Source organism: Psychrobacter nivimaris (assembly GCF_043419765.1).
Taxonomy (GTDB): Bacteria; Pseudomonadota; Gammaproteobacteria; order Pseudomonadales; family Moraxellaceae; genus Psychrobacter.
The window spans coordinates 772,286-794,455 of the sequence record NZ_JBHOFX010000001.1 but is presented as its reverse complement, the minus strand read 5'-3'; the positions used below and the strand labels follow the sequence as shown (position 1 = coordinate 794,455).

Genomic DNA, 22,170 nt, shown 5'->3' with positions numbered 1-22,170 from the left:
TTACTCCTTGCCGCTGGCACCGAATACGCCGCCACGGATAAGTACGCCCATGACATAATGCTGCTGGTTTACGTCTGGCGATTCACCTTTTAATACCCAGTTATCAAACAGGCTGTAGAAGTCCATTTTATCTTTAGGTTGGCGAAACGCTGTACCCAAAGTCGTGACCGCACCATAAGGTTCGATAGCGATAGGGAACTCGGCTTCAGGATACCAGTCATCGATAGTGCGAATGGCATTGCTGACTTTTTGAGAGTGCATGCCTGCTTTACCATTAATCTCATACAAGATTTTACTTTTGCTCTTGCCCGTATCGAGTACCAGTTCTTGCGAGGGATAAACTTCTTGACCGTAACCCATTATGGCAGCGGCTTTGACGTATAAAATGATAAAAGCGTCGCCATTTAAACCCTTTTCAATCAGCTTAGCCAATTCATTGATTTTGCTATCGTCTGTATTGAAGTCTTTTAGTGAAATGGACTTTGCATCAAATTCGAAGTCGTGTTTAGTGCTATCAATATCACATTTAACATTAACCTTAATACTTTCAGCGCCTACACGATTGCGCCACAACCAGCGGGCATTGACAATATTACTAGCGTAGCGACGAGCCAACTCATTAACGCCTTGGTTATCCAAATAATCCTGTACCGTTGAGACTAAGGCCTGTTGATAATCTTGGTCGTTACAGACGCTAGGTTTACCGGTGAACGGCAACACCTTACAGCTCCACGTTACAATCAGAGTATCATTGGTTTCATCTAATGAGGCTGAATCTACCGTTTGTAGATTGGCTTTTTGAATCTCGGCATCAAGCTTGGCAGGGTCTTTAGCAATGGCGCTTTTTTGACGGTTGCTAATCGTACCTCTGACAGATTTTTCGTTAATGGTTACAGGACTAATTTTAGCGTTAGCAGTTTGGCTGTCTGTTTGTGCAAAGAAACCATCTGAGATATCAAGGTTACGCTCAAAGGCTAGGACGGATGCAGTTTTTATGGCTGTTTTTGACATATTATTCTCCATGATTGTAAGAAATTAAAAGTTAATTGAACGGGTTATTGATTAGAACAAAGTAAAATTAAAACTCTCGATTTTGAGTGACTAAATAAAGTGATTCATCAGCATCATAACGGTAATGCCAAAACGCGTTAGCAATATCATTATCACTGCCGACACTATTTAGACGCTGCGGATAAACCCACCTACCAAGGCTATATATAGCTTCAACATATTGACTAGGATATTCAGGATTGCGCACGTTTTGCATCATGCCAGCGTCATATAAATCAGAGATACCTTGATAACCTATCGGCATAGGGACTAGCCAGCCATGTCCGCTTTTACGTGAGGTAGTTAGCCACTTTGTATCGCCGTTTTTTTGGGTTTCAGGAATATGATGTAGTGTACAAACATCTATCAAAGCGTCTAGTGGCGTCGCGTCTGGGTTGTCTGCTTGCACCTTATCGATAATCTCGGCAAAGTCGTCCTGCGCATCCATTAACACAAAAGCCGGCAGTAATTGCGCAGTAATAGAGCTGACGTCATCTTTATCAAAGAATTGCACGGGCTCAAACCTTGCCAAGCCCCTTACGCTACCACCAGCCATACGCTGCTGCTGTAGCCACTGCTTGGTTTTTTGCATGGCATAATCTTGCTGCTCATTAGTTAAGGTATCTGTACCTAATATCTCGACTACAAAGGTCATCACCAATCGGCATTTGCCTTCTTCAATTATAGAGGCGGTTTTGCCATCTTTTTTGATGGGATTACGCGTTTGGTTGAAAGTGTAATTGTTATAACTATTAGGACGATACATTTGTGGTTGGCAGTCGTGACAGGCAAGCAGTACACCGCCTAAACAGACATCAGAGAGCAGCTCATCATCTACCATTTTTCGTGACATCGCATGAAAGCTACCCAAAAACCCAGTGACAGCGGGGAAGCCATAAGTCAGCGGACTTGAGATAGTATTCGCTCCTTCAATGACGACCTTTTTAAACATCAAATAGCCAACCACACCAATATTATTGTCATCATCTATGCGGCTCATAAAAATACTCCTTTGCCTGCGCGCTCGTAGCGTTTTTTCATATCCTCAATCTCACGCTCCCATTCCAAATGCTCAGCATCACCAAAATCGCTGGCTATTTGCTTAAATTCAGCTTGCATTAAGGTATTGAGCCAACGCGCAAAACGATGAATAATTTGACTATGCCAAGCGTCATCTTCTTCACGTGCTGCTTTGAACTCAGCTTCACTATCAAGGTCGGCGCGTTTGGGATCGAGCCAAAGCTTCTCAATGCGGTCAAGCTCATAGTCTTTTGACCAGCCAGCATGTAGGGTAGTGCGTATATCTTCTGCTGCGGCAAATATCTGATATAACACTTCATCGATAGCTCGTTTGCGCGCGTCTCTGACATCGACAATATTGCGCGTATCATTAATGGACTTAAAAATATTTTGGATGGCTTCGCGGGCGTTATATTCCATGCCAGTGCTAAAGATACTATTGGCAAATTTGGATAATTTAAAAGCGCGGTCTTGCTTGATGATTGGTGGCAGAGAAGGAAGGAGGTAATTACGGCCACCTTGTTTACTCATGAGCAGACTGACGTTTTGCGGCTTAGTGCCACCAAGCTGAACGGTTGCCAAATTATTTAAGCTCACATAAGGACGCTGTTCGGCAGTTTTCTTAAAGCGATTATCGCGGGCAGCTTTATTCTCATCAGAAAATTTAAGATGATTGACGCGTTGGTAAACTTCATGGGTAAGTACAGAAGGATAAAGCGGGACGATATTAATATAATTAAGCTGCTCAATGTCGGTCTCTTCATAAGCGTTGGTCACCCATAAGGTCTGTTTATTACGCTCATGAGTGACTGGCTCAATAATGTTGTTTTGTAGTGCCTCTTTAAAGGTCTGTTGGTAAGTATTTGCAAGAGTCTGGTCACTGTTAAGTGAAGCAACAAAGTCAGTATTATCGTCTAGAATAAGATCACGAATTTTAGTTGTCTCATTTATTTCAAAATCGAAAAAAGCCGCAAGGGGCAGGGCAGCAGCATTACCATTAGCATCAATATAGCTACTATCTATTGAGTGCGTACCGACGATGGTTTCTGATAAATTATTTATGACTTCAAAACTGACGTTATCGCCCTTGGCGTCAGGGTGTACCCCTTTTGAGATATGCGTACCAAAATTTAATTGCTTTGCCATGCGCGTTGCAGCGTCAGCAATCCAATTATTGACGCTATATTTATCTTTAGCATCTGCTAAGGTTTCTTTTAACTCTGAAGCCTTTTCATGCTCCTTATTTTCAATGGCTTTAGCGAGCTGCTTTTGCTCGGTTTCAGTCTTTTTGTCGTATTGGCTAGCAAGGAAAGCTTTAACAGCATTGCTTGCTAGCTCTGGGGGTATATCGTTCATAAATAACATCCTAAATAGTTGTAGGCTGGGTTTTTAACCCAGCATTTAGCTTTTGCAAAGTTTCGAAGCTGGGTTAAAAACCCAGCCTACGCCAAGAACGTTAGATAGTTGAGAGTGCAGTTATTTAAATTAGTAATCTGTGATGCTGTCTTTAGCTGAAGTATTTGTAATTATTAGCAAAAAATAGAAAGTATTTACTTAGAATCATGCTTTTTCCATGACAATAACTCACTCCCGCACAAAACCAAAAAACTCATGAAACGCCCAGCCGCGACTGTTATTAGCCTTGATGCTATCAAGTGACACTGACGAGTAGGTAATGGCTAATGAAAGCAAGCTCTTATCAGGCTGTGCCGCCTGTAAGTCCTGCAAGACGTCATTCAATGAAGTGCTCAACCACGGCTTTATTTGCGCGTGCTCAAAATTAAAGTCTAGCGGCTGAATGGTTTTATTATGGATGGTAGCTTTAACTAAACCTTTTTCAAATACATCTTCTGCATAGTAAGCATCAAATCCTGTCGTTGGCACATCAGTTTCTTCATCATCATTAACCATGCGCGGAATTAATAACCAATCGTCTTGCGGAGTGCCAGCTCGAAAAGGACTGATTTGCTGTAGATGAGTATGCGTACGATTGGCTGTGGCTTTGCTATCCCAGTAAGCATTGACATAGTTAAGCTTAGGGCTGTTAAGGAGATGCCGCATAACTTGGTGTTCGAGGTCGCTCAGCGTTTCTACTGTTTTATCATGAGCTGCTTTAATTCTAGGTCTGGCATCAACTTGTGCTAATTGTTCTGCTGTCATGAGCTCATTCAAATCGTAGCTTGGTGGTTTAAACAGCGTGGTCTCAAACCCTGGATAGGTAAAGATAGGGCGCTTGCCATTAGGGTGCTTAAAGTAGCGAATATTGTATTGCAGCAGCAGGATATTTGGCTCATTAGCAACCTTGTCAGGACGATGTCGCCAGACACGCCCAGCCAGCTGGATGATAGAGCGCATAGAGGAGGGTTCTACGATTGCCCAGTCATAATCATGGTCGCGCCCGACTTCTGAGACAGGAGTAGCCAGTACCATAAAGATATGATTTTTATTAGGGTTATTAGCAATGGCTTGCTTAATCTCAGAATGAACAAAAATGCTAACTTTACTATCGCTACGGTCTAAAATTCTATCTAGCTTATTCTCCAAAGCATTGCGCAGTAGTAAAAGCTGCTTAGCGTGATAGCACGCTACATGTATAACCGTGTCATCTGGCACTGTTATGTTGTCTGCTTTAAATAACTGCATAGCGATACTGGTAATGTTGTTAATATTGGCAACGCGAATGAGTCCAATGCTTACCCGCACATCTTTATCAGCTTGAAGCTTATTATCAGATACTTCATGATACTTATAGTGCAAGCCTATGGCAGCATCAACCAAAGTCTGTGCCAAAGTGTTATAAAACTGCGACGCTTTATCCTTTGTATAGTTAGCTGAAAAAGGCAATATTTCTGCCTTACGTCTGATAGGTTGCTGGGCTAAATAGCTGGCACGTTTTTCACAAAATTGTTTATGACTGTTTTGAAAGCCATTAACGTCGCTGCATTGTTCCGATAGCATCGCTTTGGGCTGTTCATCGAACCATGCGCAAACTACTTTTGGCGTAGGTTTATTCTGACTTTGATTAAATAGTTTTCGCCCCTCCATATAGGCTTCAAACAGTCCTGTCACCAAGTCAGGGGTCAAGGTTGCAGATGAAAGCAGCACTCGCGTACCAAAAAGTCCTGCTAGATGCACTAAACGTGACAGCGCAGGCAAGTCCGCTTGATCAAAGTCATCAGGTTCATCAAGTATTAAGTCACTACTGAGCAGTCGCAGCATGGGGGCAATATATTTACCACCACGTTTGCACTCAGAGGCTTGGATAATATGGTCAACGGTGCAGGTCACGATAGGCGCAAATATTAAATCGCGTGCTTTAGGGCTAGCGATGACCGTATCGAGATTCAGCGCTTCATAGTCTTGATAGTCAATGTCGCTATTGACGATTTCATATAACAAATCTTCGCTGGACTCACTACCAAAGGTTTCAGACTCATTATCAGGCTCATCGTCCTTTTTATATTCACCGATAATGTCAGTAATATCATTAGTCTTGTTATCGTATGCCAGCTCAAACAATTTTTTATTGGCGCTACCACCGACTAATATGGCTAACTGGTCACCTGCCAATTTTAAGTTTTTACGAAAGCTTAAACCGGTCTGCAAGGTTAGAATCCGCAGTCCTAAAGCGATAGTAAAGCGCGCTCCTTTTTTTGGGTCAGCTAGAGCGTACATGATACGTGCATTACCGATGGTTTTACCTGCACCTGTTGATGCCATATTAACTCCAAAAAACCCATGCTCGCGCGTGGCTTCTTGCAAACCATAAGTCATCTTGAAAGCTTGATTCTGCCATTTAAAACGTTCAATCCCAGTAGGTTTAGCTAATGGATCATGATTACGTAGTGTTGGCATTTCACTGGCAATGATAGGAAGTGCACGACAAAAATGTGCTGTAAAAGCTCCGACACCTAATAGATGCTCCTCAAGAGATTGCTTAACGGTTGGCGTGCTGGCGGTTCGGTCGGTATTAGCGGCTAAATTTTTAAAGCTGCTATCGACTGTGATACAGCGAGAGTCGTCTTCTTTGAGACTAGAATAATTATGGTCGCCTACCATCAAGCATAACCGTGATATATGCAGTAAGAATGGATCGCTGATGGCTTTGTTATCATCAACTGCTTGCTGGCTTAATTGCATTAAGGTCGGGTCATTTAAGGCTTTTTTAGACCAACGCTTGATATTCTTTTGCCAAGCTGGGCTATTAATGACTAAATGCTCAAATTGCCAAAAGTCCTTTAATTGCGCTTTGGTCATCTCCTCTAACGACTTAGGATTTTTTACCCAATAGTCGAACGGCTCAATTTTTCCATAAAACTGATTTAAGTCTCTTTTAATCTCTAACGTATTTTGAGGTAATTGCAAACGTTGAATATCTTTGTAAGGGTAAAAAACCTTTTTGATAGGTGGCAAGCGGTGATGAGTGACAATCAGCCAAGCAATCCACTGTGCTAGGGGCGGCATAGCTTTTATATTGACGACATCTTTATTAGCATTAGATAGTAGATTTTCTATATTGTTATTTTCTAACCATTCATTTAAATTCATTAAATGGTCAAGCCATGCTTCGTCAGTGCTGCAATCGCCAATCATCAGCTCAAACAGTTTTAATGATATCCACTCATGCCGATAAGAGTCGCCTTGTTTACTACCGACAAGGAGTTTCTTTTGAAAACCAACCGTTGATTTGCCAATGTCGTGGAGTAATGCAGCAAGTGTAGCGATAATTTGAATACTACTGGCATAACTCCATTCATTCTCCCACTCACTGTGCAGAATATTTATTTTGGTACGGTTCACAGGAACCACGCCAACCTCATTAAACCGCCGCTTATTACCCACAATCCATACCAACTCCGTCAGCTGACGAGTCTTATTACGATGACAGCTGATCGCCGTAGATTTGGTCGCTGACTTACGCAAGAGCTGCTTAACCGTCTGTAGCCCATCTTCAGTAATAGCCGTCTGCCAAACGTTATCACCAATGCGGTTAGCAAAGGAGTCTAAGATACGTCGTGTGCGCTTGAGTGATTTCTTCTCACATTGAGAGACAAAGGTAACAATCATTTTCTACACTTTCCACTTAGTCATCGCCAACTGTTTAATCACCTCAAACTGATAATCCAGCGCTTTGTGCTTGGTAAACATATTAATGCACTCTTGGCGAAATTCTTGCTCGCTCATATTTTCACTAGCACAGATAAAGGCGAGGGGTAGCACTAACGCATCTTTGATGATATCGGCAATATCGAACACCAAGGCACCGCGCCGTGTCTTACCATGCATCACCGCAAAACCGTGCGGAATGCCAAGCGTCCATGAGGTTGTGGCACCGAGACCGTACGCCAGATAGTTGCCATGATTGAGGAAGCCGTTGGCCTTATCGATACCATCGTGCTCACGGGTAAAGCCGTCATAACCCGTATTTTTGGCAGCTAGCTTATACAGTTGCTTGGTCAGGCGGGCTTCCAATTGCAATAAATGCATGACCTCTGTCTGCTTATCGATTTGCTGAATATTATCATTGAGCAGTTTCTGTATCGCATCGATATTGCTGTCAAAACCCCAACGTTTAAGGCCGCTGTCTTTATTCCATACCGCTTGCAGATAAGCAACGCGAGCTATTTGCAACTGCTTGGCTGCAGCAAGGCGTTTATCATCATCCCACCACCAGCTCATCCAACCTTGAATATATTCAGTCGGTCGATACTCGCTTTGCGGAGTCATCCACTCAACGTAGACCTCACGCTCTGTGCCCATAAATAACGGCATACCACCACCGCCGCAAAAGCCAACTAACACGCCTGCTTGTGATAAAAGGCGCATCGCCGCTTGAGTAATGGAGGTGCCTGTACCAAGTAGAATGGAGGTAGTGTTAGCGATAGGAATATTATAATAGAGGTTAGCTTTGTCATCTTCAGTAAGATACAACACACGCCCGCTCTTTTGCATGACTCGGCAATGCGACAGGTAGTAGATATTGGCACGTTTGGAGTGCAAAATGGTTTTGAGATCTGAAGAGACAAAGCTATTGTCGGTATAGGCATTATTGGGTTTCGCCATTATAGTTCCGTCTATTAACAGTGAGAAAAATTGAATATGAATTCACTTTAACGAAACTTTGTTTGTAAAACAACAGGTAGGGTTTTTAATACGACAACAAATGTCGTTAAAGATTTAAAAGGCAATAAAAACCAGACAACCTAAGTTGTCTGGTAATAAATTACTTCCAAAAACCTATTTATCTACAATAAGCTGTCCACCAGAAAAGCTAATACACCCCTCACAAAACCAAGAGTTCAATCTCCTCGCATGAGGAATATCTGCTGGGACATCTAATTGGTAGGGACGACCACAGTACTCACAGTGTACGTCATCTAAATAAACCTGACATTTTGCAAGTGTAGCAAATAAAACATCAGTCTCCGTGTTGTGTTCATAACAAAGCAGTTCTAAATGCGCTATATAATCACTGGGCGACACATAGGACCAATACTCATGGCACAAACGCTTTGCTGTATCATCTAGAGCTGAATCAAAGACAAAGTTCATGCTCATAATACCCTCCTTAGTATCCATAGCCAGTATGTGGTAGTAGTTCGTAAAGCGTACTCTGTAGCTGACCACGCATCTCATCAAGTACATAGTCAGGATTGGCATCTAAGCGCTTCTGTACCCATACTCGCATTGCCATATGATTATCGAAGCAGCTATCCACGTTTAAGAAACGAGCCAAACCACTACCTGACTGAATATAGAGCTCACAAATTAAAGAGTTAGCCATATTATTTGCGTCACTACTGACATAGCCACTAGGTTTAAACGTCGCATGCAGTTTATCGTAATCAATCATTTTCATGGTGAGACTCCTTATCGGTAGATACCTGAGCAATCTGACTGCGATTGACCAATGCTTCAAATGCACTACCATCCTGCCGAGTCATATTCGGTACGTAACGGCTATACGTGTTAAATAGCATCTTGGTTGTAGAGTGTCCCATTTGACTGGCTATCCACTCAGGACTTTCGCCAGCAGCTAACCATAGCGTCGCTGCGGTATGACGAGTCTGATAAGCATTACGCTTTTTGAGACCCAAAATCTTAAGAGTAGGGTGCCAAACACGTTTATTCACGTTGTTGTAATCAAGTGGCTCACCTGTATGCGCGCAAAACACATAATCAGATCGCTTATAAGTGATGGTCTGCTGTTCCTTCAGAGCATCGTAGACCCAAGGTGACATTTGAATCGCACGGTAAGACTCTTGAGTTTTAGGAGGAACAATTTTGCCTTTGACATAAGCTTGTTTGATCACAATCTCACGTCGATTAAAGTCAATGTTCTCCCACGTCAACCCATCAATCTCACTCGTACGCATCCCTGTAAAAAAACGTACCAGATAATAATTGCGATAGTCTGCTCTTACACCATTAATAAATTTCCAAACTTCATCTAGTGTGAATGGTTGAATATCCGTTTTAGGCTGTTTGAGCGCATTGATATCGTAGTAAGGATTATCAAATTTATAGCGTTTAGCTGCTTCTTTTAGTATCATACCTAAAGGTACCATTATCGAATTGATGCGTGCCGCTGACAGATGTTTGTTAGCTTTTCCGTACGTTACTTTGGCGAGCGATGAACGGAAGGCTAATACATCTGTCTTTTTTATGAGATGAATGGGTTTAGTCCCAAACTTAGCAATCAAGTACATATCAATAATCTCCTTTATTTTGCGCTTATAGGTATCGCGCCATTCAATTTCTTTTTCAGAAAACCATAATTCTGCAAACTGTTCAAAAGAGGGCGTATCGGTATTAATACATTCCTTGCGATCGTTTAACGCTACCATCTGTGCCGCTTTATCACTTTTTGGAAAGTACTTAGCGTAGTTGAACAGTCCTAAGATGATTTCTGCTTCCATCTTCTCAATCACTTTTTCAAGCTTCTTGCGATTTGCTGGTGTGTCTGTTAGGTTTGTCGTCTCCCGACAGCGTATACCCATGTAATAAAAATCGACAACAAGTTTGCCGTATCTACTTCTGATACTAGCCATTCTATTTCTCCTTATTGAAGTGCCATGGCATTGACGCTACCGGCGATACCAGTGCGCATATCTTTTTCAATTTCTTCCCAAATGTACAAAATCTTACGACCACCAAATGGACGTATGTAATGAATACCCTCGATAAGCACACTATCCTTGAGCTCATTACGGATAGTACGAGGGTTGTATTTGATGAGCTCAGAAAGCTCTTGGGTAGTTAGGTAGGTATGTGACATAATATGTTCCTTATATAAAGTTTAACCATAATGGTACTTTTAAATACCATAGTTGTAATTTACCATAAATTTATAACTATGCAAGTACTTTTTATAATTATAATTGGAGTTTGTAAAATGATAGTTAACCATCTCCCAACTTTGTTAGCTGAAAGAAGGCTAAAAGTAGCGGATGCCGTACGAGCAACAGGGGTAAGCAAGACGACATTACATAAGATATATAACGATCAATCATCTAGAATTGATTTTGATACTATAGATAAGCTTTGTGAGTATTTAGAAGTAGAGGTGGGGGATATTTTTGAATATATAAAAGAGGATAAAGAGAAAAATACTCAGAAATAGGTTTTAGCTTACAGTTTAAGGTAGAGGTCAAAAAGAGGATTTTAATTTTAATGGTTTTTAAGGGTCGGTCACGTTTTGGTCACCATTTGGTCACCGTCACTTTTTTAAATGATTTAAATCTGATTGCATAATCATGACTATGAGTCGATATAGGCACGTATTTTTCGCTACAGCCCATATTTCACGGACAAAAAAAAGCCCCAATCTTAAGATTGGGGCTTTTCGAATCTGGTAGGCGTAATCGGATTCGAACCAACGACCTCTACCATGTCAAGGTAGCGCTCTAACCAACTGAGCTATACGCCTATTTAGGTTGAGCATTTTAGCAAGTTTCCCAGACTTTGCAAGTCTTTTTTAGCATAAACCTCTTTTATTATCATAATATCTGGTATTCAGGCTTATATTAGTTATTTAGATATAGTTTTGTATATATTTACTAAACATTAAATTTAAACGGTTTAGTTTTTATTGTTAATAAACGGGGTGACGCTAATGATTAAACCCTTATAACTGGTATGATATCTCCCTAAACAACGTAATCGTCATGATCATAATGGCTTAAAGTCAGTCATACTGACTAAGCGTTAAACAAATATTAAAAACAGTTGGAGAATAACATGGGTCTCTTGGTAGACGGGCAGTGGCAAGACAAGTGGTATGAGACAAAAGAGAGTGGCGGCCGCTTTCAGCGTGAAGATGCTGGTTTTAGAAACTGGGTAACGGTAGATGGTAGTGCAGGGCCTACAGGTATTGAGGGCTTTAAAGCCGAACCTGACCGCTATCATTTATATGTGTCGCTAGCCTGTCCTTGGGCACACCGTACCCTTATCTACCGCAAGCTTAAAGGCTTAGAAAACATCATTCCGATATCTGTAGTACATCCGTATATGGGTGAGTATGGTTGGACGTTTGCAGAGGGTGCAGGCGTCGTTGCTGATCCAGTTATCAATGCAGACTATGCTTATGAGCTGTATACCAAGGCCAAGCCAGACTATACAGGCCGTGTCACCGTACCTATCTTGTGGGATAAAAAAACAAACACAATCGTGAGTAATGAGTCATCTGAAATCATTCGCATGTTTAACTCTGCCTTTGATGAGGTTGGTGCGCTAGCAGGTGATTTCGTGCCTTCAGAGTTGTTACAAGAAATTGATGATATCAATACCTTTGTCTATTCAACTATTAACAATGGCGTGTATAAGACAGGATTCTCTACCACACAAGAGGCTTACGAAGAGGCTGTAATTGAGCTATTTGCAGCATTAGATACTCTTGAGATGCGCTTGGCGCATCAGCGTTATCTGACAGGTAGCAACATAACTGAGGCAGATTGGCGACTGTTTACGACGTTGGTTCGTTTCGATGCTGTCTATGTTGGGCACTTTAAATGCAATCTGCGCCGTATCGTTGACTATCCAAACCTTTGGGGCTATCTGCGTGATTTATATCAAGTACCTGGTGTTGCAGAGACGGTAAATATGAATCATATCAAGCAGCATTATTACACCAGTCATGCCAATATCAATCCCACGCGTATTGTCCCTGCTGGCCCAGTGATTGATTTTACTGAGCCACATGACCGTGCACGTCTATAGTTTTATTTATCAAAAAGTATTAAAAAAAGCCCCAGCTACTAATAGGTAGCTAGGGCTTTTACAATATAAAAGGTAGTTTAACTACTATTAGGCATTATTTAGCTGGCGGGCCGCTTCTAGAGCGAAGTAGGTCAAAATGCCATCAGCACCAGCACGGCGGAAGCCAATCAGCGACTCTAAGATCACTGCATCACTTAACCAGCCGTTCTGAATGGCTGCCATATGCATGGCATATTCGCCTGAGACTTGATACGCAAAGGTTGGGACGCCAAAGGTATCTTTGACTTCACGAATCAAATCAAGATAAGGCTGACCTGGTTTGATCATGACCATATCTGCGCCTTCATTGATATCCATAGCCACTTCATGTAGCGCCTCAGCACGATTGCCAAAGTCCATCTGATACTGTTTCTTATGGCCACCTTTTAGGTTGCCAGCACTGCCGACGGCATCACGGAATGGACCGTAGTAAGCAGAAGCATATTTGGCTGAGTAGGCCATGATAGCCGTATTCACAAAACCTTCTGCTTCAAACGCATCACGCATGGCTTTGATACGGCCATCCATCATATCACTAGGAGAGATGATATCTGCACCGGCACGCGCATGTACCAGCGCCTGCTTGACCAATACTTCGATGGTTGCATCATTGATGACGTAACCGCTGTCATCAAGCAGGCCATCTTGACCATGTGAGGTATAAGGGTCTAATGCTACATCAGTCATAACGACCATTTCTGGCACAGCATCTTTGACTGCTTTTATCGTACGTGCAGTTAGGGCGTTTTCGTCATAAGCGGCGCTACCGTCCGGTGTTTTCAAAGCGTTATCGATCACAGGGAAAAGGTCGATGGTTGTGACACCTTCTGCTAATAACTCTTTGGCATATTTGATTAGCAAATCAATCGATAAGCGTTCAACGCCCGGCATACTAGCGATGGTTTCGCGCTGGTTTTCGCCTTCTAATACAAAGACAGGGGCAATAAAGTGCTTAGGATGCAGCTCCACTTCACGAATCATTGAACGTACATTGTCGTTGTAGCGTAGGCGACGTAAGCGAGTAGCAGGGTATTGACGGTTAAAGGTATAGCTCATAATAATTCCTTATGATTGTTTTAATAGTTATCATGTTACATGGTTAAAATAGTATCGCTATAAGCGGTATTTTATAGAATCAGCTTATCAAAATCTGTGCTTTGTAAGTGGCTTTATATAAAGAGAGCTTGTATAAAGTGAGCCTACTATAACCAAAAGACGTCAATAAAAGCAAAAAGCCCTACCACGTTAAGTCGGTAGGGCTGATAGTACGTATCGACTGTCAATGTGATGATAGAGTTGCGTCATCAGATTAAGGCTGGTTCATTTAAGGCTCAACAATCTGGGTCACAGGAACTTGCTCAACACTATCGTTATTGAAGCGAGTCTCTTCAGTGACCACACCTACAGCGGCATCCTTTTTACCATCATCATTCACATCGACGATAGCAGTAGGCTCAAAAGTAGTCGTTTCTACCGCTTGCGACTGTTTAATGGAGACAGCTTCTTGCGGCGTAGTCACACGCGCTGAACCAGCTGCTTTGATGGCATTTGTCGCTTTGGTTTTTGCACTAGTAGCAGTTCCAGTGACAATTTGCGCCAAGTTGGTGTGCTGCGGTACAGGGATGACAGACGGTACATCAAGGTTCGCACCACCACCAAGCGCTTGGTACAGCTCAATCTGGCTAACGATTTTCTGTAGCTCTAAATCTAGGATACCTTGCTGAGTAGAGAATAGTGAACGCTGCGCATCAAGTACGTCCAGATAGTTCGAGATACCTGCTTTAAAGCGCGCATCTGCTATCTGATAGGTCTGCTCAAAATTATCTTGCAGACGATACTGCGCCTCTAACTGCTCACCAAGTGTTGCACGCGTGGCAAGTACATCTGATACTTCGCGGAATGCCGTTTGAATAGAGCTCTCATAACTAGCAAGCGTTTGCTCACGTTCGATTTGAGCCACATCATAGTTGGCATCTAAACGGCCTGCATCAAAGATAGGGACGCTAATGCTAGGTCCAAACGACCAGCCAACGGCACCATTTTTGAACAAGTCATTTAAGCTGCCGCTACTGACGCCCACACTACTGGTCAAGCTAATAGATGGGAAGTAAGAGGCACGGGCAACTTCGATATTCGCACCAGCCGCTTTTAGGTTGTATTCTGCCTGTAATACATCAGGGCGATAGCGCAGTAATTCACTTGGTAGACCTGCATTGAATATCTGCTGGCTGGTGATATTACTGACAGCAGGTGTTGGGATAAGCTCGTTTGGAATCGCGCCACCAACCAAGTACTGCAATGCATTGCGTGATTGAAGAACGCTGGTCTGTGCACGTAATACGGCAAGCTTGGCATTCTCTAATGAGGCAGAAGACTGTAGTGAAGGTAGCTTAGGATCAATACCTGCTTCAAAACGTTTATCCGCGATAAATAATGAACGCTCACGGCTTTCAACTGTAGCTTCAGCCAGTTTTAATTGCGCTAAGCTGTAGCTTAGATTAGCGTAGCTTTGCGCAATATTACTAATCAAGCTGATTTGGGTCGCATCTTTGGCTGCTGTAGTCGCCAAGAAATTCTGCAATGCTTGATCTTTTAAGCTTGAGATTTTACCCCAAAAGTCGAGCTCATAATTGGCAAGACCTAAGTTAACGCTGTAGCTACTATTAGCGTTTCGATCAGTACGATTCTGTGCTGAACGAGTATAACCAGCACTGCCGTTGATAGCGGGCAAGTCATTAATATCGGTAATCTGATACTGTGCACGTGCTTTTTCAATCGCTAGGCGCGCACTCTCAAAGTCTTTGTTATTTTCAAGACCGAGAGCAATCAGACCTTTTAGGCGCTCATCGCTATAAAAATTCTGCCAACGCTGACTGGCAATACTTGCTTGGTCAGCACTACTGACAGTCTCTTTATCAAATGCACCGTAAGATTGCTGCATAGGGATATTCGGCTCTGCTAGCACAGGACGCATATCTGCTTTTGGAATGGTATTACAAGCGGCCATGCTGATTGCCAATGCAGTCAGCCCTAACAGGCGGCCACTATTTTTGCGCAAACGAGATAGTGCTGGCTGCGCATCGATAGCTGTAATAGCTACCGATGACGAGTTGATGATAGATGTTTGTTGAGCACTCATTGTGTATTGTCTCCAAGACTTGCAGGCTGATAACTCTCAGAAGGTGTTGGGTTATGCGAGTTAGGCGTACCATTGCCACCATCTTTATCATTGGGTGTGTTGTTCTCATATTTATGCGGGAACGCACTACGCACCCAGATATAGAACATTGGGATAAAGAAGATACCTAAGAGGGTTGCTGTGATTACCCCACCAACAACACTAGTACCAATAGCATTTTGACTGCCTGAACCTGGCCCATTCGCCAAGAATAATGGCACAACACCCAGACCAAAGGCAAGCGAGGTCATGATAATCGGACGCAAACGCTGGCGTGCTGCGGTCATGACGGCCTCTCTGAGACTGTAACCTTCCTCTTGGTGTTCTTTTGCAAACTCGATAATCAAAATAGCGTTTTTGGCGGATAGACCAACGACAGTCAGAAGACCAACTTGCAAGTAGATATCATTGGCAAAACCACGTAGCCAGGTAAATATCACTGCACCCAATACCCCAAGTGGAATCACTAGTAGCACAGAGAAGGGAATAGACCAGCTTTCGTACAAGGCTGCCAAACATAAGAAGACAACTAGGATTGAAAGCGCATAAAGCATCGGCGCTTGGGCACCTGATTTTTGCTCTTCCAATGACATGCCTGTCCACTCATAACTGATACCTTCAGGTAGCTTGTCTATCATCGCTTCCATCGAGCTCATTGCTTCACCAGTACTTAGTCCTGGTGCGGCGCTACCTTGGATGTTCATTGACGGTAGGCTGTTGTAACGAGTAAGACGCGGTGAGCCTGACTGCCACTCACTACTAGAGAATGCATCGAACGAAATCATATCGTTCATGTCATTTCGTACATACCATTTGCCAATATCATCAGGGTTGGTACGGCTGCTGGCTTCACCTTGTACATAGACGCGTTTGATACGGCCACGATCGATAAAGTCATTAACGTAGCTTGAGCCCCACGCTGTCGAGATGACGCTATTGATATTGCTTAGTGACAGGCCATAGGCTGCCGCTTGTTCTTGATTGATATTTACTTTAAGTTGTGGCGAATCTTCTTGACCGTTAGGACGTACACCAGCCACTTGATCGTTCTGTGCAGCCATACCTAAGAGCATATTTCGGGCTTCAAGTAGCCCATCATGTCCGAGGTTACCACTGTCCTGAATCATTAAGTCAAAACCACTGGCGTTACCAAGCTCGGTAATCGCGGGTGGTACGATGGCAAATACTTGTGCTTCGTTTAGCTGAGTAAAGAAATACCCCATGGCCCGACCGGCGACAGCCTGAGCGGTGTTTTCATCGCCCGAGCGTTCCTCCCAGTCTGATAAGCGCACAAACGCCAGACCCATATTCTGACCTTGACCTGCAAAACTAAAGCCTGCAATGGTAAAGACCGAAGCGATATTATCGGTTTCTTGGGTATCGTAATAGTTTCTGACTTTATCCAATACATCCTGCGTCTCATCTAACGTAGAGCCAGCCGGAAGCTGAACCAAGGTAAACATAATACCTTGATCTTCTTCTGGTAAAAACGAGCCTGGAATACGTAAGAACACCACCGCCATAATACCGATGATGGCTGCATAACCAATCATGTATAACCATTTAAAACGAATGCTTTTGCCGACAAAGTTTTCGTACGAACGGCTAAGTTTAAAGAAGCCGCGGTTGAACCAACCAAAGAAGCCTTTTTGCTTTTCGGTACTGCCTTTTTCATGACTTTTGCCACGTTTTAGCAAGGTCACACATAGGGCAGGGGTGAATACAAGCGCGACCATGGCAGAGAGCACCATGCTGGTAATCAGTGTGATAGAGAACTGACGATAAATCACACCTGTTGAGCCACCAAAGAAGGCCATCGGTACGAATACTGCGGACAAGATAAGCGCAATACCAATAACGATTTTACTGATTTCACCCATCGACTGGACGGTTGCATCTTTGATAGAGATGTGAGGATCTTCTTCTAGTATTCGCTCGACGTTCTCTACGACGACAATCGCATCATCGACCAGTAGACCGATGGACAATACCATGGCAAACATGGTCAACACGTTGATACTAAAGCCAGCAACGTATAGCACCGCAAAGGTACCCAATAGAACGACAGGTACCGCAAGTGTTGGAATAATGGTTGCACGCCAGTTCTGTAAGAAAATGAACATGACGATAAATACTAAGACAATGGCTTCGATAAGTGTATGTACTACTTGCTCAATAGAGAGACGTACAAATGGCGTTGTGTCATAAGGAACAACTGACGCTAGACCTGTTGGGAAGTTTTGCTCCAGCTCTGCCATACGTGCGCCAACAGCTTCGCGAGTTTCAAGCGCGTTAGCACCACCCGCAAGCGAAATACCAAGACCGGCGGCTTCTTGTCCATTATAGAGAGAGACAACGCTATAGTTTTCACTACCGATTTCGACATCTGCTACATCACCCAAACGTACTTGTGCACCAGAAGTGTCCGTTTTTAGCAGAATGTTTTTAAATTCTTCAGGCGTTTGTAGATAGCTTTGTACAGTAACAGTGGCGTTGATAACCTGTTTGTCTGTGTCGGCAGGTGCTTGCCCCAATTGACCAGCAGATACCTGAGCATTCTGTGCTCGTATCGCATTGACGACATCTGAAGGTATCATGTTGTAGCTACGTAGGCGTGATGGGTCTAACCAAACACGCATCGCATAAGTAGAACCAAAGACCTGAACGTCACCCACACCTTCGACACGACTGATCGAATCGAGGACATTAGAGTTAATATAATCGGCAATATCGGCCCGATCCATATTGCCGTCTTCAGAGATAAACGCCTGTACCATCATAAAACTGCTAGATGATTTGTTGACGTTGACACCTTGACGCTGCACTGATTCAGGTAGCGAGCTCATCGCGGCTTGTAGTTTATTCTGTACCTGCACTTGCGCAGTATCAGAGTCGGTACCGTTTTCAAAGGTTAGCGTCACAGACGCACTACCATTTGACGAGCTCGACGATGACATATACATCAGGCCATCTAGACCTTTCATACGCTGCTCAATGATCTGTACTACTGAGTTTTCTACGGTTTGCGCATTAGCACCAGGGTAGCTTGCACTGACTGAAATCGTTGGTGGTGCGATACGTGGATATTGTTCAATCGGTAGATTAAGAACGGATATCACCCCGATGAGCATGACCAAAACAGCCAGCACCCATGCAAAAATAGGGCGATTAATAAAAAAACGTGACATAGTATATCCCTAAGTCTTCCTGTCTTGAATGGAATTAGTTGGCAGCGGCTTCTGTTGGTTTTTTGGTAGAAGTCTCATCGCCAGCTGGCTTTTTATCCATCGTTTTTGCGGCTTGCTGCGGCGTTTTGGTATTAGGCGCACTTTGTGCAGCTGGTGCTGGATTTGCGCTTTCTAACGGTTTGGCGACCACTTCTTGGTCAGGTTTGACCTTAGCACCGCCAATCACAACCACTTTGTCACCTGCTTTCAAGCCTTCTGTGACGACCCATTGTCCATCGTAAGTACCATTAATGGTGACCGGACGTACTTGGATTTTGTTATTTTCGTCAACGATATAGACTTGCGTCTCACTCTTAGGCGTACGAGTGACCGCACTTTGCGGGACGAGAGCTGCGTTGGTAATAACGCTCTGCGTCAAACGTGCCGTGACATACATACCTGGTAGCAGGATGTTATTGCTGTTTGGGAAAATAGCACGCAAGGTGACAGCACCTGTTGACTCATCAACTTTGGCTTCAGACAGTGCAAGCTTACCGCGTACTGGGTAAACAGACCCATCTTCTAGTACCAATTCAACTGAGTTCATACCTGGCTGAGCAGTACCATCTGCTATCTGTTGACGAAGCTTGAGCAATTCAGAAGAAGACTGGCTGATATCCACATAAATAGGGTCTAAGCGTGAAATAGTCACCAATGGATCTGCTTGACCAGCACTGACTAGAGTACCAGCAGTGACGCTAGAGCGATCAGTACGACCGGTTAGCGGCGCACGTACGATTGTACGGTTTAGATCTAAGGTACTGGCTTCTAAACCTGCTTTTGCGGTCTGAATGCCTGCTTTTGCACTCTCAATACCTGCTTGAGTTTGACCGACAGCGGCGGCGGCACTTTGTACTGCTGCTTGTGCTGTACGTACGGCTGTTTGTGCTTGATCGTACTGCTGCTTTGAGATGGCATCAATACTGACCAGACCCTGCAGACGTTGTAAGTCATTTTGCGCTTGTGCTAATGACGCTTGACGACTGACCAATTCAGCTTTTGCATTGGCATTGTTTGCCACAGCAGTTTGATAGTTAGCCTGTGATTGCTGTACGGCAGCTTGGCCACTCGTTACAGATGAGGCATAGTTATCGGTGTTGATGCGATACAGTGGCTGACCTTTTTTGACGTTGCTTCCTTCACGGAATAATACTTCGTCAATCACACCGTTGACCTGTGGGCGGACGTCAGCAGTTTGATAAGCTGCAGTACGACCAGAAAAAGTTTGTACTTGAGGGACGGTATCGAGAGTGACTGTCTGAACGTTGACAACCGCGGGCGGCATTTGCTGCTGTGCGGCTTGCGCACCAGCGGCGTCCTCGTTTTTGTCACAGCCAACCAGTACAGCTCCAGATAGTACAGATGCTATTACAAGCGCAAGATAAGAGTGCTTCATCAATGTCCTCGGCAATATATATAAATAGTGACAGTATAAAAATCGATCAATAAGTTTGGCGTACTGAATACAAGGGTCTTGCTAATACTAAATAACTTGCTAATGCTAAATGAAAAGAATAAATAGCCTAAGCTAGCATTATTTATTCCAATTTCAGATTATTCCGTTAGTGAAATATGACTAATAGAAAATCTGACATCGATATGGATTAAGTACCGAAAGGATTATTTAGCATTAATTGTTTAAGCAAACCACAGAATGGATTAATAAATTTAATGAGTCATTATAAACTATTGGGGTAACCCCACAGTCAAGTAGTTTGCGATATGAGCTGGACCGAAAAGCGGTAATATTACAGTTTACGAATTAATAGATTACCGTCATAGTAAGCGTCGTCTCTATTAACAGCTAATACAACCATGCACAACCTAGTATTAAAATATATTGTAAACTTTTGTTATAAATCTAAAACCCTATAGTAACTAAGGGTTTTAAACGATAGAAAATCGACTTTGTCAACAAAATGACAATTTTAGCAACCCCTAATTACAGTCATAAAAAATAACTATCACTATGTCTCTAATAAACGTCATCAAACTTTGACCGACTGTCAAAAAGCCTTATACGATTATAGTACTGCAAGAATGTATGAAACTTAAAGAAAGGTAACGATTTGGCTGACACGCTAGTTTTTAAGAGGGTAGTTTTTAATTTATAGGCTTCTATTTATCAATTGCTAAAGAAATTTGCTAAAAAGTCATGCTAAAAAATTCTGTCAAAAAAAGAGTCGTCTTAATCAGTTAATAACAAAGACGACTCTTTTTTAATTATAGTAATCGGGCGCTAGCGAGTTCAGTCAATTGATATAAGCCTGTACGATAACGGTTATCAGGTAGCGTGCTCAGTGCATCTTGCGCCAGTTTGGTTTCTTCCAACGCGCGCTGCTTACAATAAGCCAATGAGCCAGAACTGCGTACCAATTCAATCAGCTGCTCAGCATTTGGTGTCTTACCTGTCTGAACGGCGATCCGTAACTGCTCATAACCTTCAACGTCGCTGTCTTTAAGTAACTCGAGTGCTTTGATAGTCGGTAGGGTAGGTTTGCCTTCGGCAAGGTCGTCGCCTAGGTTTTTGCCCATCACCTCACTATCGCCACTATAGTCGAGCACATCATCGATAATTTGAAACGCATTACCAAAATGCTGTCCGAAATCGCCCAATGCCGTCATATATTCTGTCTTGTCTTGCAAGATAGCAGCACCTTGGGTCGCCATCATGAAAAGGCGTGAAGTTTTGCCATCGATAATGCGTAAGTAATCTTCCTCTGTCGCGGCAGGGTTATGCTGGTGCTGTAGCTGTAACACTTCGCCTTCAGCAATATCACAAGTCCCATCTGAGAATACTTGCAACAATGGCAAGCTCTGAAAACCAACCAACAGATTGAACGCGCGAGCAATCAAATAGTCACCGACTAACACTGCAGTGGCGTTGTCCCACGTTGCATTTGCCGTCGGTTTTCCACGGCGTTGCCCTGACTCATCAATGACATCATCATGGACTAGGGTAGCGGTATGTAGCATTTCCGTGATAGCAGCTAGATGCATGGCCTTTTCTGAAGGATTGTCATCAAACATACGTGCGCAGAGCAAGGTAATCAGCGGACGCATACGTTTGCCGCCAGCATTGATCACGTGTTGCGAGACGCTCATGACGAGTTGTACTTTTGAGTTCAAACTGCCAAATACTTGCTTGTCCATTACTTCAAAGTCATTGGCTACAATACTTTGAATATCAGCATAGCTAGGCGTCGATTGAGGGGCAGGCACGGTATTATTTAAAGAGGTACTAGTCATAATAAATAGTCATATTAATAAGAGTAAAGAGAGTTGGTATAACCTTGACTTTATCTATCTATAGGTAAGGTATTATTTCGCTTATGATAGCATAGCTATCTGCTTAAATTGTTGGTTAAAGTATATAGCACAAGTAGGTCAAGCGTATGATATATAGGGCTTACTATGCCTATTGAATAGAATAAAAAC

At 43.1% G+C, this 22,170-nt stretch carries 16 protein-coding genes and 1 tRNA gene; 2 read left to right on the top strand and 15 right to left on the bottom strand.

Features of this window, described 5'->3' with window-relative positions:
- The 9 genes from csy3 to ACHEVO_RS02925 all read right to left on the bottom strand — a co-directional run bounded on the left by csy3 (nt 1) and on the right by ACHEVO_RS02925 (nt 10,348).
- Complete coding sequence (gene csy3, locus ACHEVO_RS02965) at nt 1–1,011, bottom strand: type I-F CRISPR-associated protein Csy3 (RefSeq protein ID WP_394123831.1); 1,011 nt, start codon at nt 1,009–1,011, stop codon at nt 1–3.
- Between the two features lie 67 nt (nt 1,012–1,078).
- The gene (gene csy2 / locus ACHEVO_RS02960) at nt 1,079–2,050 is read right to left on the bottom strand and encodes a type I-F CRISPR-associated protein Csy2 (RefSeq protein WP_394123830.1); all 972 of its coding nucleotides are present in this window, start codon (nt 2,048–2,050) and stop codon (nt 1,079–1,081) included.
- Complete coding sequence (csy1, locus tag ACHEVO_RS02955) at nt 2,047–3,426, bottom strand: type I-F CRISPR-associated protein Csy1 (RefSeq protein WP_394123829.1); 1,380 nt, start codon at nt 3,424–3,426, stop codon at nt 2,047–2,049. The genes csy2 and csy1 overlap by 4 nt, the downstream gene beginning before the upstream one ends.
- Before the next feature lie 228 nt (nt 3,427–3,654).
- Complete coding sequence (gene cas3f / locus ACHEVO_RS02950; protein WP_394123828.1) at nt 3,655–7,137, bottom strand: type I-F CRISPR-associated helicase Cas3f; 3,483 nt, start codon at nt 7,135–7,137, stop codon at nt 3,655–3,657.
- A gap of 3 nt (nt 7,138–7,140) precedes the next feature.
- Nucleotides 7,141–8,133, bottom strand: a complete 993-nt coding sequence (gene cas1f, locus ACHEVO_RS02945) for a type I-F CRISPR-associated endonuclease Cas1f (RefSeq protein WP_394123827.1) — start codon at nt 8,131–8,133, stop codon at nt 7,141–7,143.
- Nucleotides 8,134–8,307: 174 nt separating this feature from the next.
- On the bottom strand, nt 8,308–8,628 hold the full coding sequence (locus ACHEVO_RS02940) for a hypothetical protein (protein WP_394123826.1): 321 nt from the start codon (nt 8,626–8,628) through the stop codon (nt 8,308–8,310).
- Between the two features lie 10 nt (nt 8,629–8,638).
- On the bottom strand, nt 8,639–8,929 hold the full coding sequence (locus ACHEVO_RS02935) for a hypothetical protein (protein WP_394123825.1): 291 nt from the start codon (nt 8,927–8,929) through the stop codon (nt 8,639–8,641).
- Nucleotides 8,916–10,121 carry an Arm DNA-binding domain-containing protein gene (locus ACHEVO_RS02930; RefSeq protein WP_394123824.1) on the bottom strand — a complete coding sequence of 402 codons (1,206 nt, stop codon included), beginning with the start codon at nt 10,119–10,121 and terminating at the stop codon, nt 8,916–8,918. Before ACHEVO_RS02930 ends, ACHEVO_RS02935 begins: the two co-directional genes overlap by 14 nt.
- A gap of 11 nt (nt 10,122–10,132) precedes the next feature.
- Nucleotides 10,133–10,348, bottom strand: a complete 216-nt coding sequence (locus ACHEVO_RS02925; RefSeq protein ID WP_075107543.1) for a hypothetical protein — start codon at nt 10,346–10,348, stop codon at nt 10,133–10,135.
- A 117-nt stretch (nt 10,349–10,465) separates the two neighbouring features.
- Between ACHEVO_RS02925 and ACHEVO_RS02920 the strand changes: the two genes are divergently transcribed.
- Nucleotides 10,466–10,693: a helix-turn-helix domain-containing protein gene (locus ACHEVO_RS02920; RefSeq protein ID WP_394123823.1), complete on the top strand. Its 228-nt coding sequence runs from the start codon at nt 10,466–10,468 to the stop codon at nt 10,691–10,693.
- Nucleotides 10,694–10,922: 229 nt separating this feature from the next.
- Here the strand turns inward: ACHEVO_RS02920 and ACHEVO_RS02915 are convergent.
- Nucleotides 10,923–10,999 (bottom strand) — tRNA-Val (locus tag ACHEVO_RS02915).
- 311 nt (nt 11,000–11,310) lie between these two features.
- Between ACHEVO_RS02915 and ACHEVO_RS02910 the strand changes: the two genes are divergently transcribed.
- On the top strand, nt 11,311–12,288 hold the full coding sequence (locus ACHEVO_RS02910; protein WP_394123822.1) for a glutathione S-transferase family protein: 978 nt from the start codon (nt 11,311–11,313) through the stop codon (nt 12,286–12,288).
- Between the two features lie 87 nt (nt 12,289–12,375).
- Here ACHEVO_RS02910 and hemB read toward each other — a convergent pair whose 3' ends face one another.
- The 5 genes from hemB to ACHEVO_RS02885 form a co-directional block, all read right to left on the bottom strand.
- Nucleotides 12,376–13,383 carry a porphobilinogen synthase gene (gene hemB / locus ACHEVO_RS02905; protein ID WP_394123821.1) on the bottom strand — a complete coding sequence of 336 codons (1,008 nt, stop codon included), beginning with the start codon at nt 13,381–13,383 and terminating at the stop codon, nt 12,376–12,378.
- Between the two features lie 268 nt (nt 13,384–13,651).
- Nucleotides 13,652–15,466: an efflux transporter outer membrane subunit gene (locus ACHEVO_RS02900; protein ID WP_394123820.1), complete on the bottom strand. Its 1,815-nt coding sequence runs from the start codon at nt 15,464–15,466 to the stop codon at nt 13,652–13,654.
- Nucleotides 15,463–18,693 (bottom strand): efflux RND transporter permease subunit, encoded by a 3,231-nt coding sequence (locus ACHEVO_RS02895; protein ID WP_394123819.1) that lies wholly within the window; start codon nt 18,691–18,693, stop codon nt 15,463–15,465. Before ACHEVO_RS02895 ends, ACHEVO_RS02900 begins: the two co-directional genes overlap by 4 nt.
- Before the next feature lie 34 nt (nt 18,694–18,727).
- Nucleotides 18,728–20,128, bottom strand: coding sequence for an efflux RND transporter periplasmic adaptor subunit (locus ACHEVO_RS02890; protein WP_394123818.1), 1,401 nt, complete (start codon nt 20,126–20,128; stop codon nt 18,728–18,730).
- 827 nt (nt 20,129–20,955) lie between these two features.
- On the bottom strand, nt 20,956–21,981 hold the full coding sequence (locus tag ACHEVO_RS02885) for a polyprenyl synthetase family protein (protein ID WP_394123817.1): 1,026 nt from the start codon (nt 21,979–21,981) through the stop codon (nt 20,956–20,958).
- Nucleotides 21,982–22,170 lie beyond the last annotated feature (189 nt).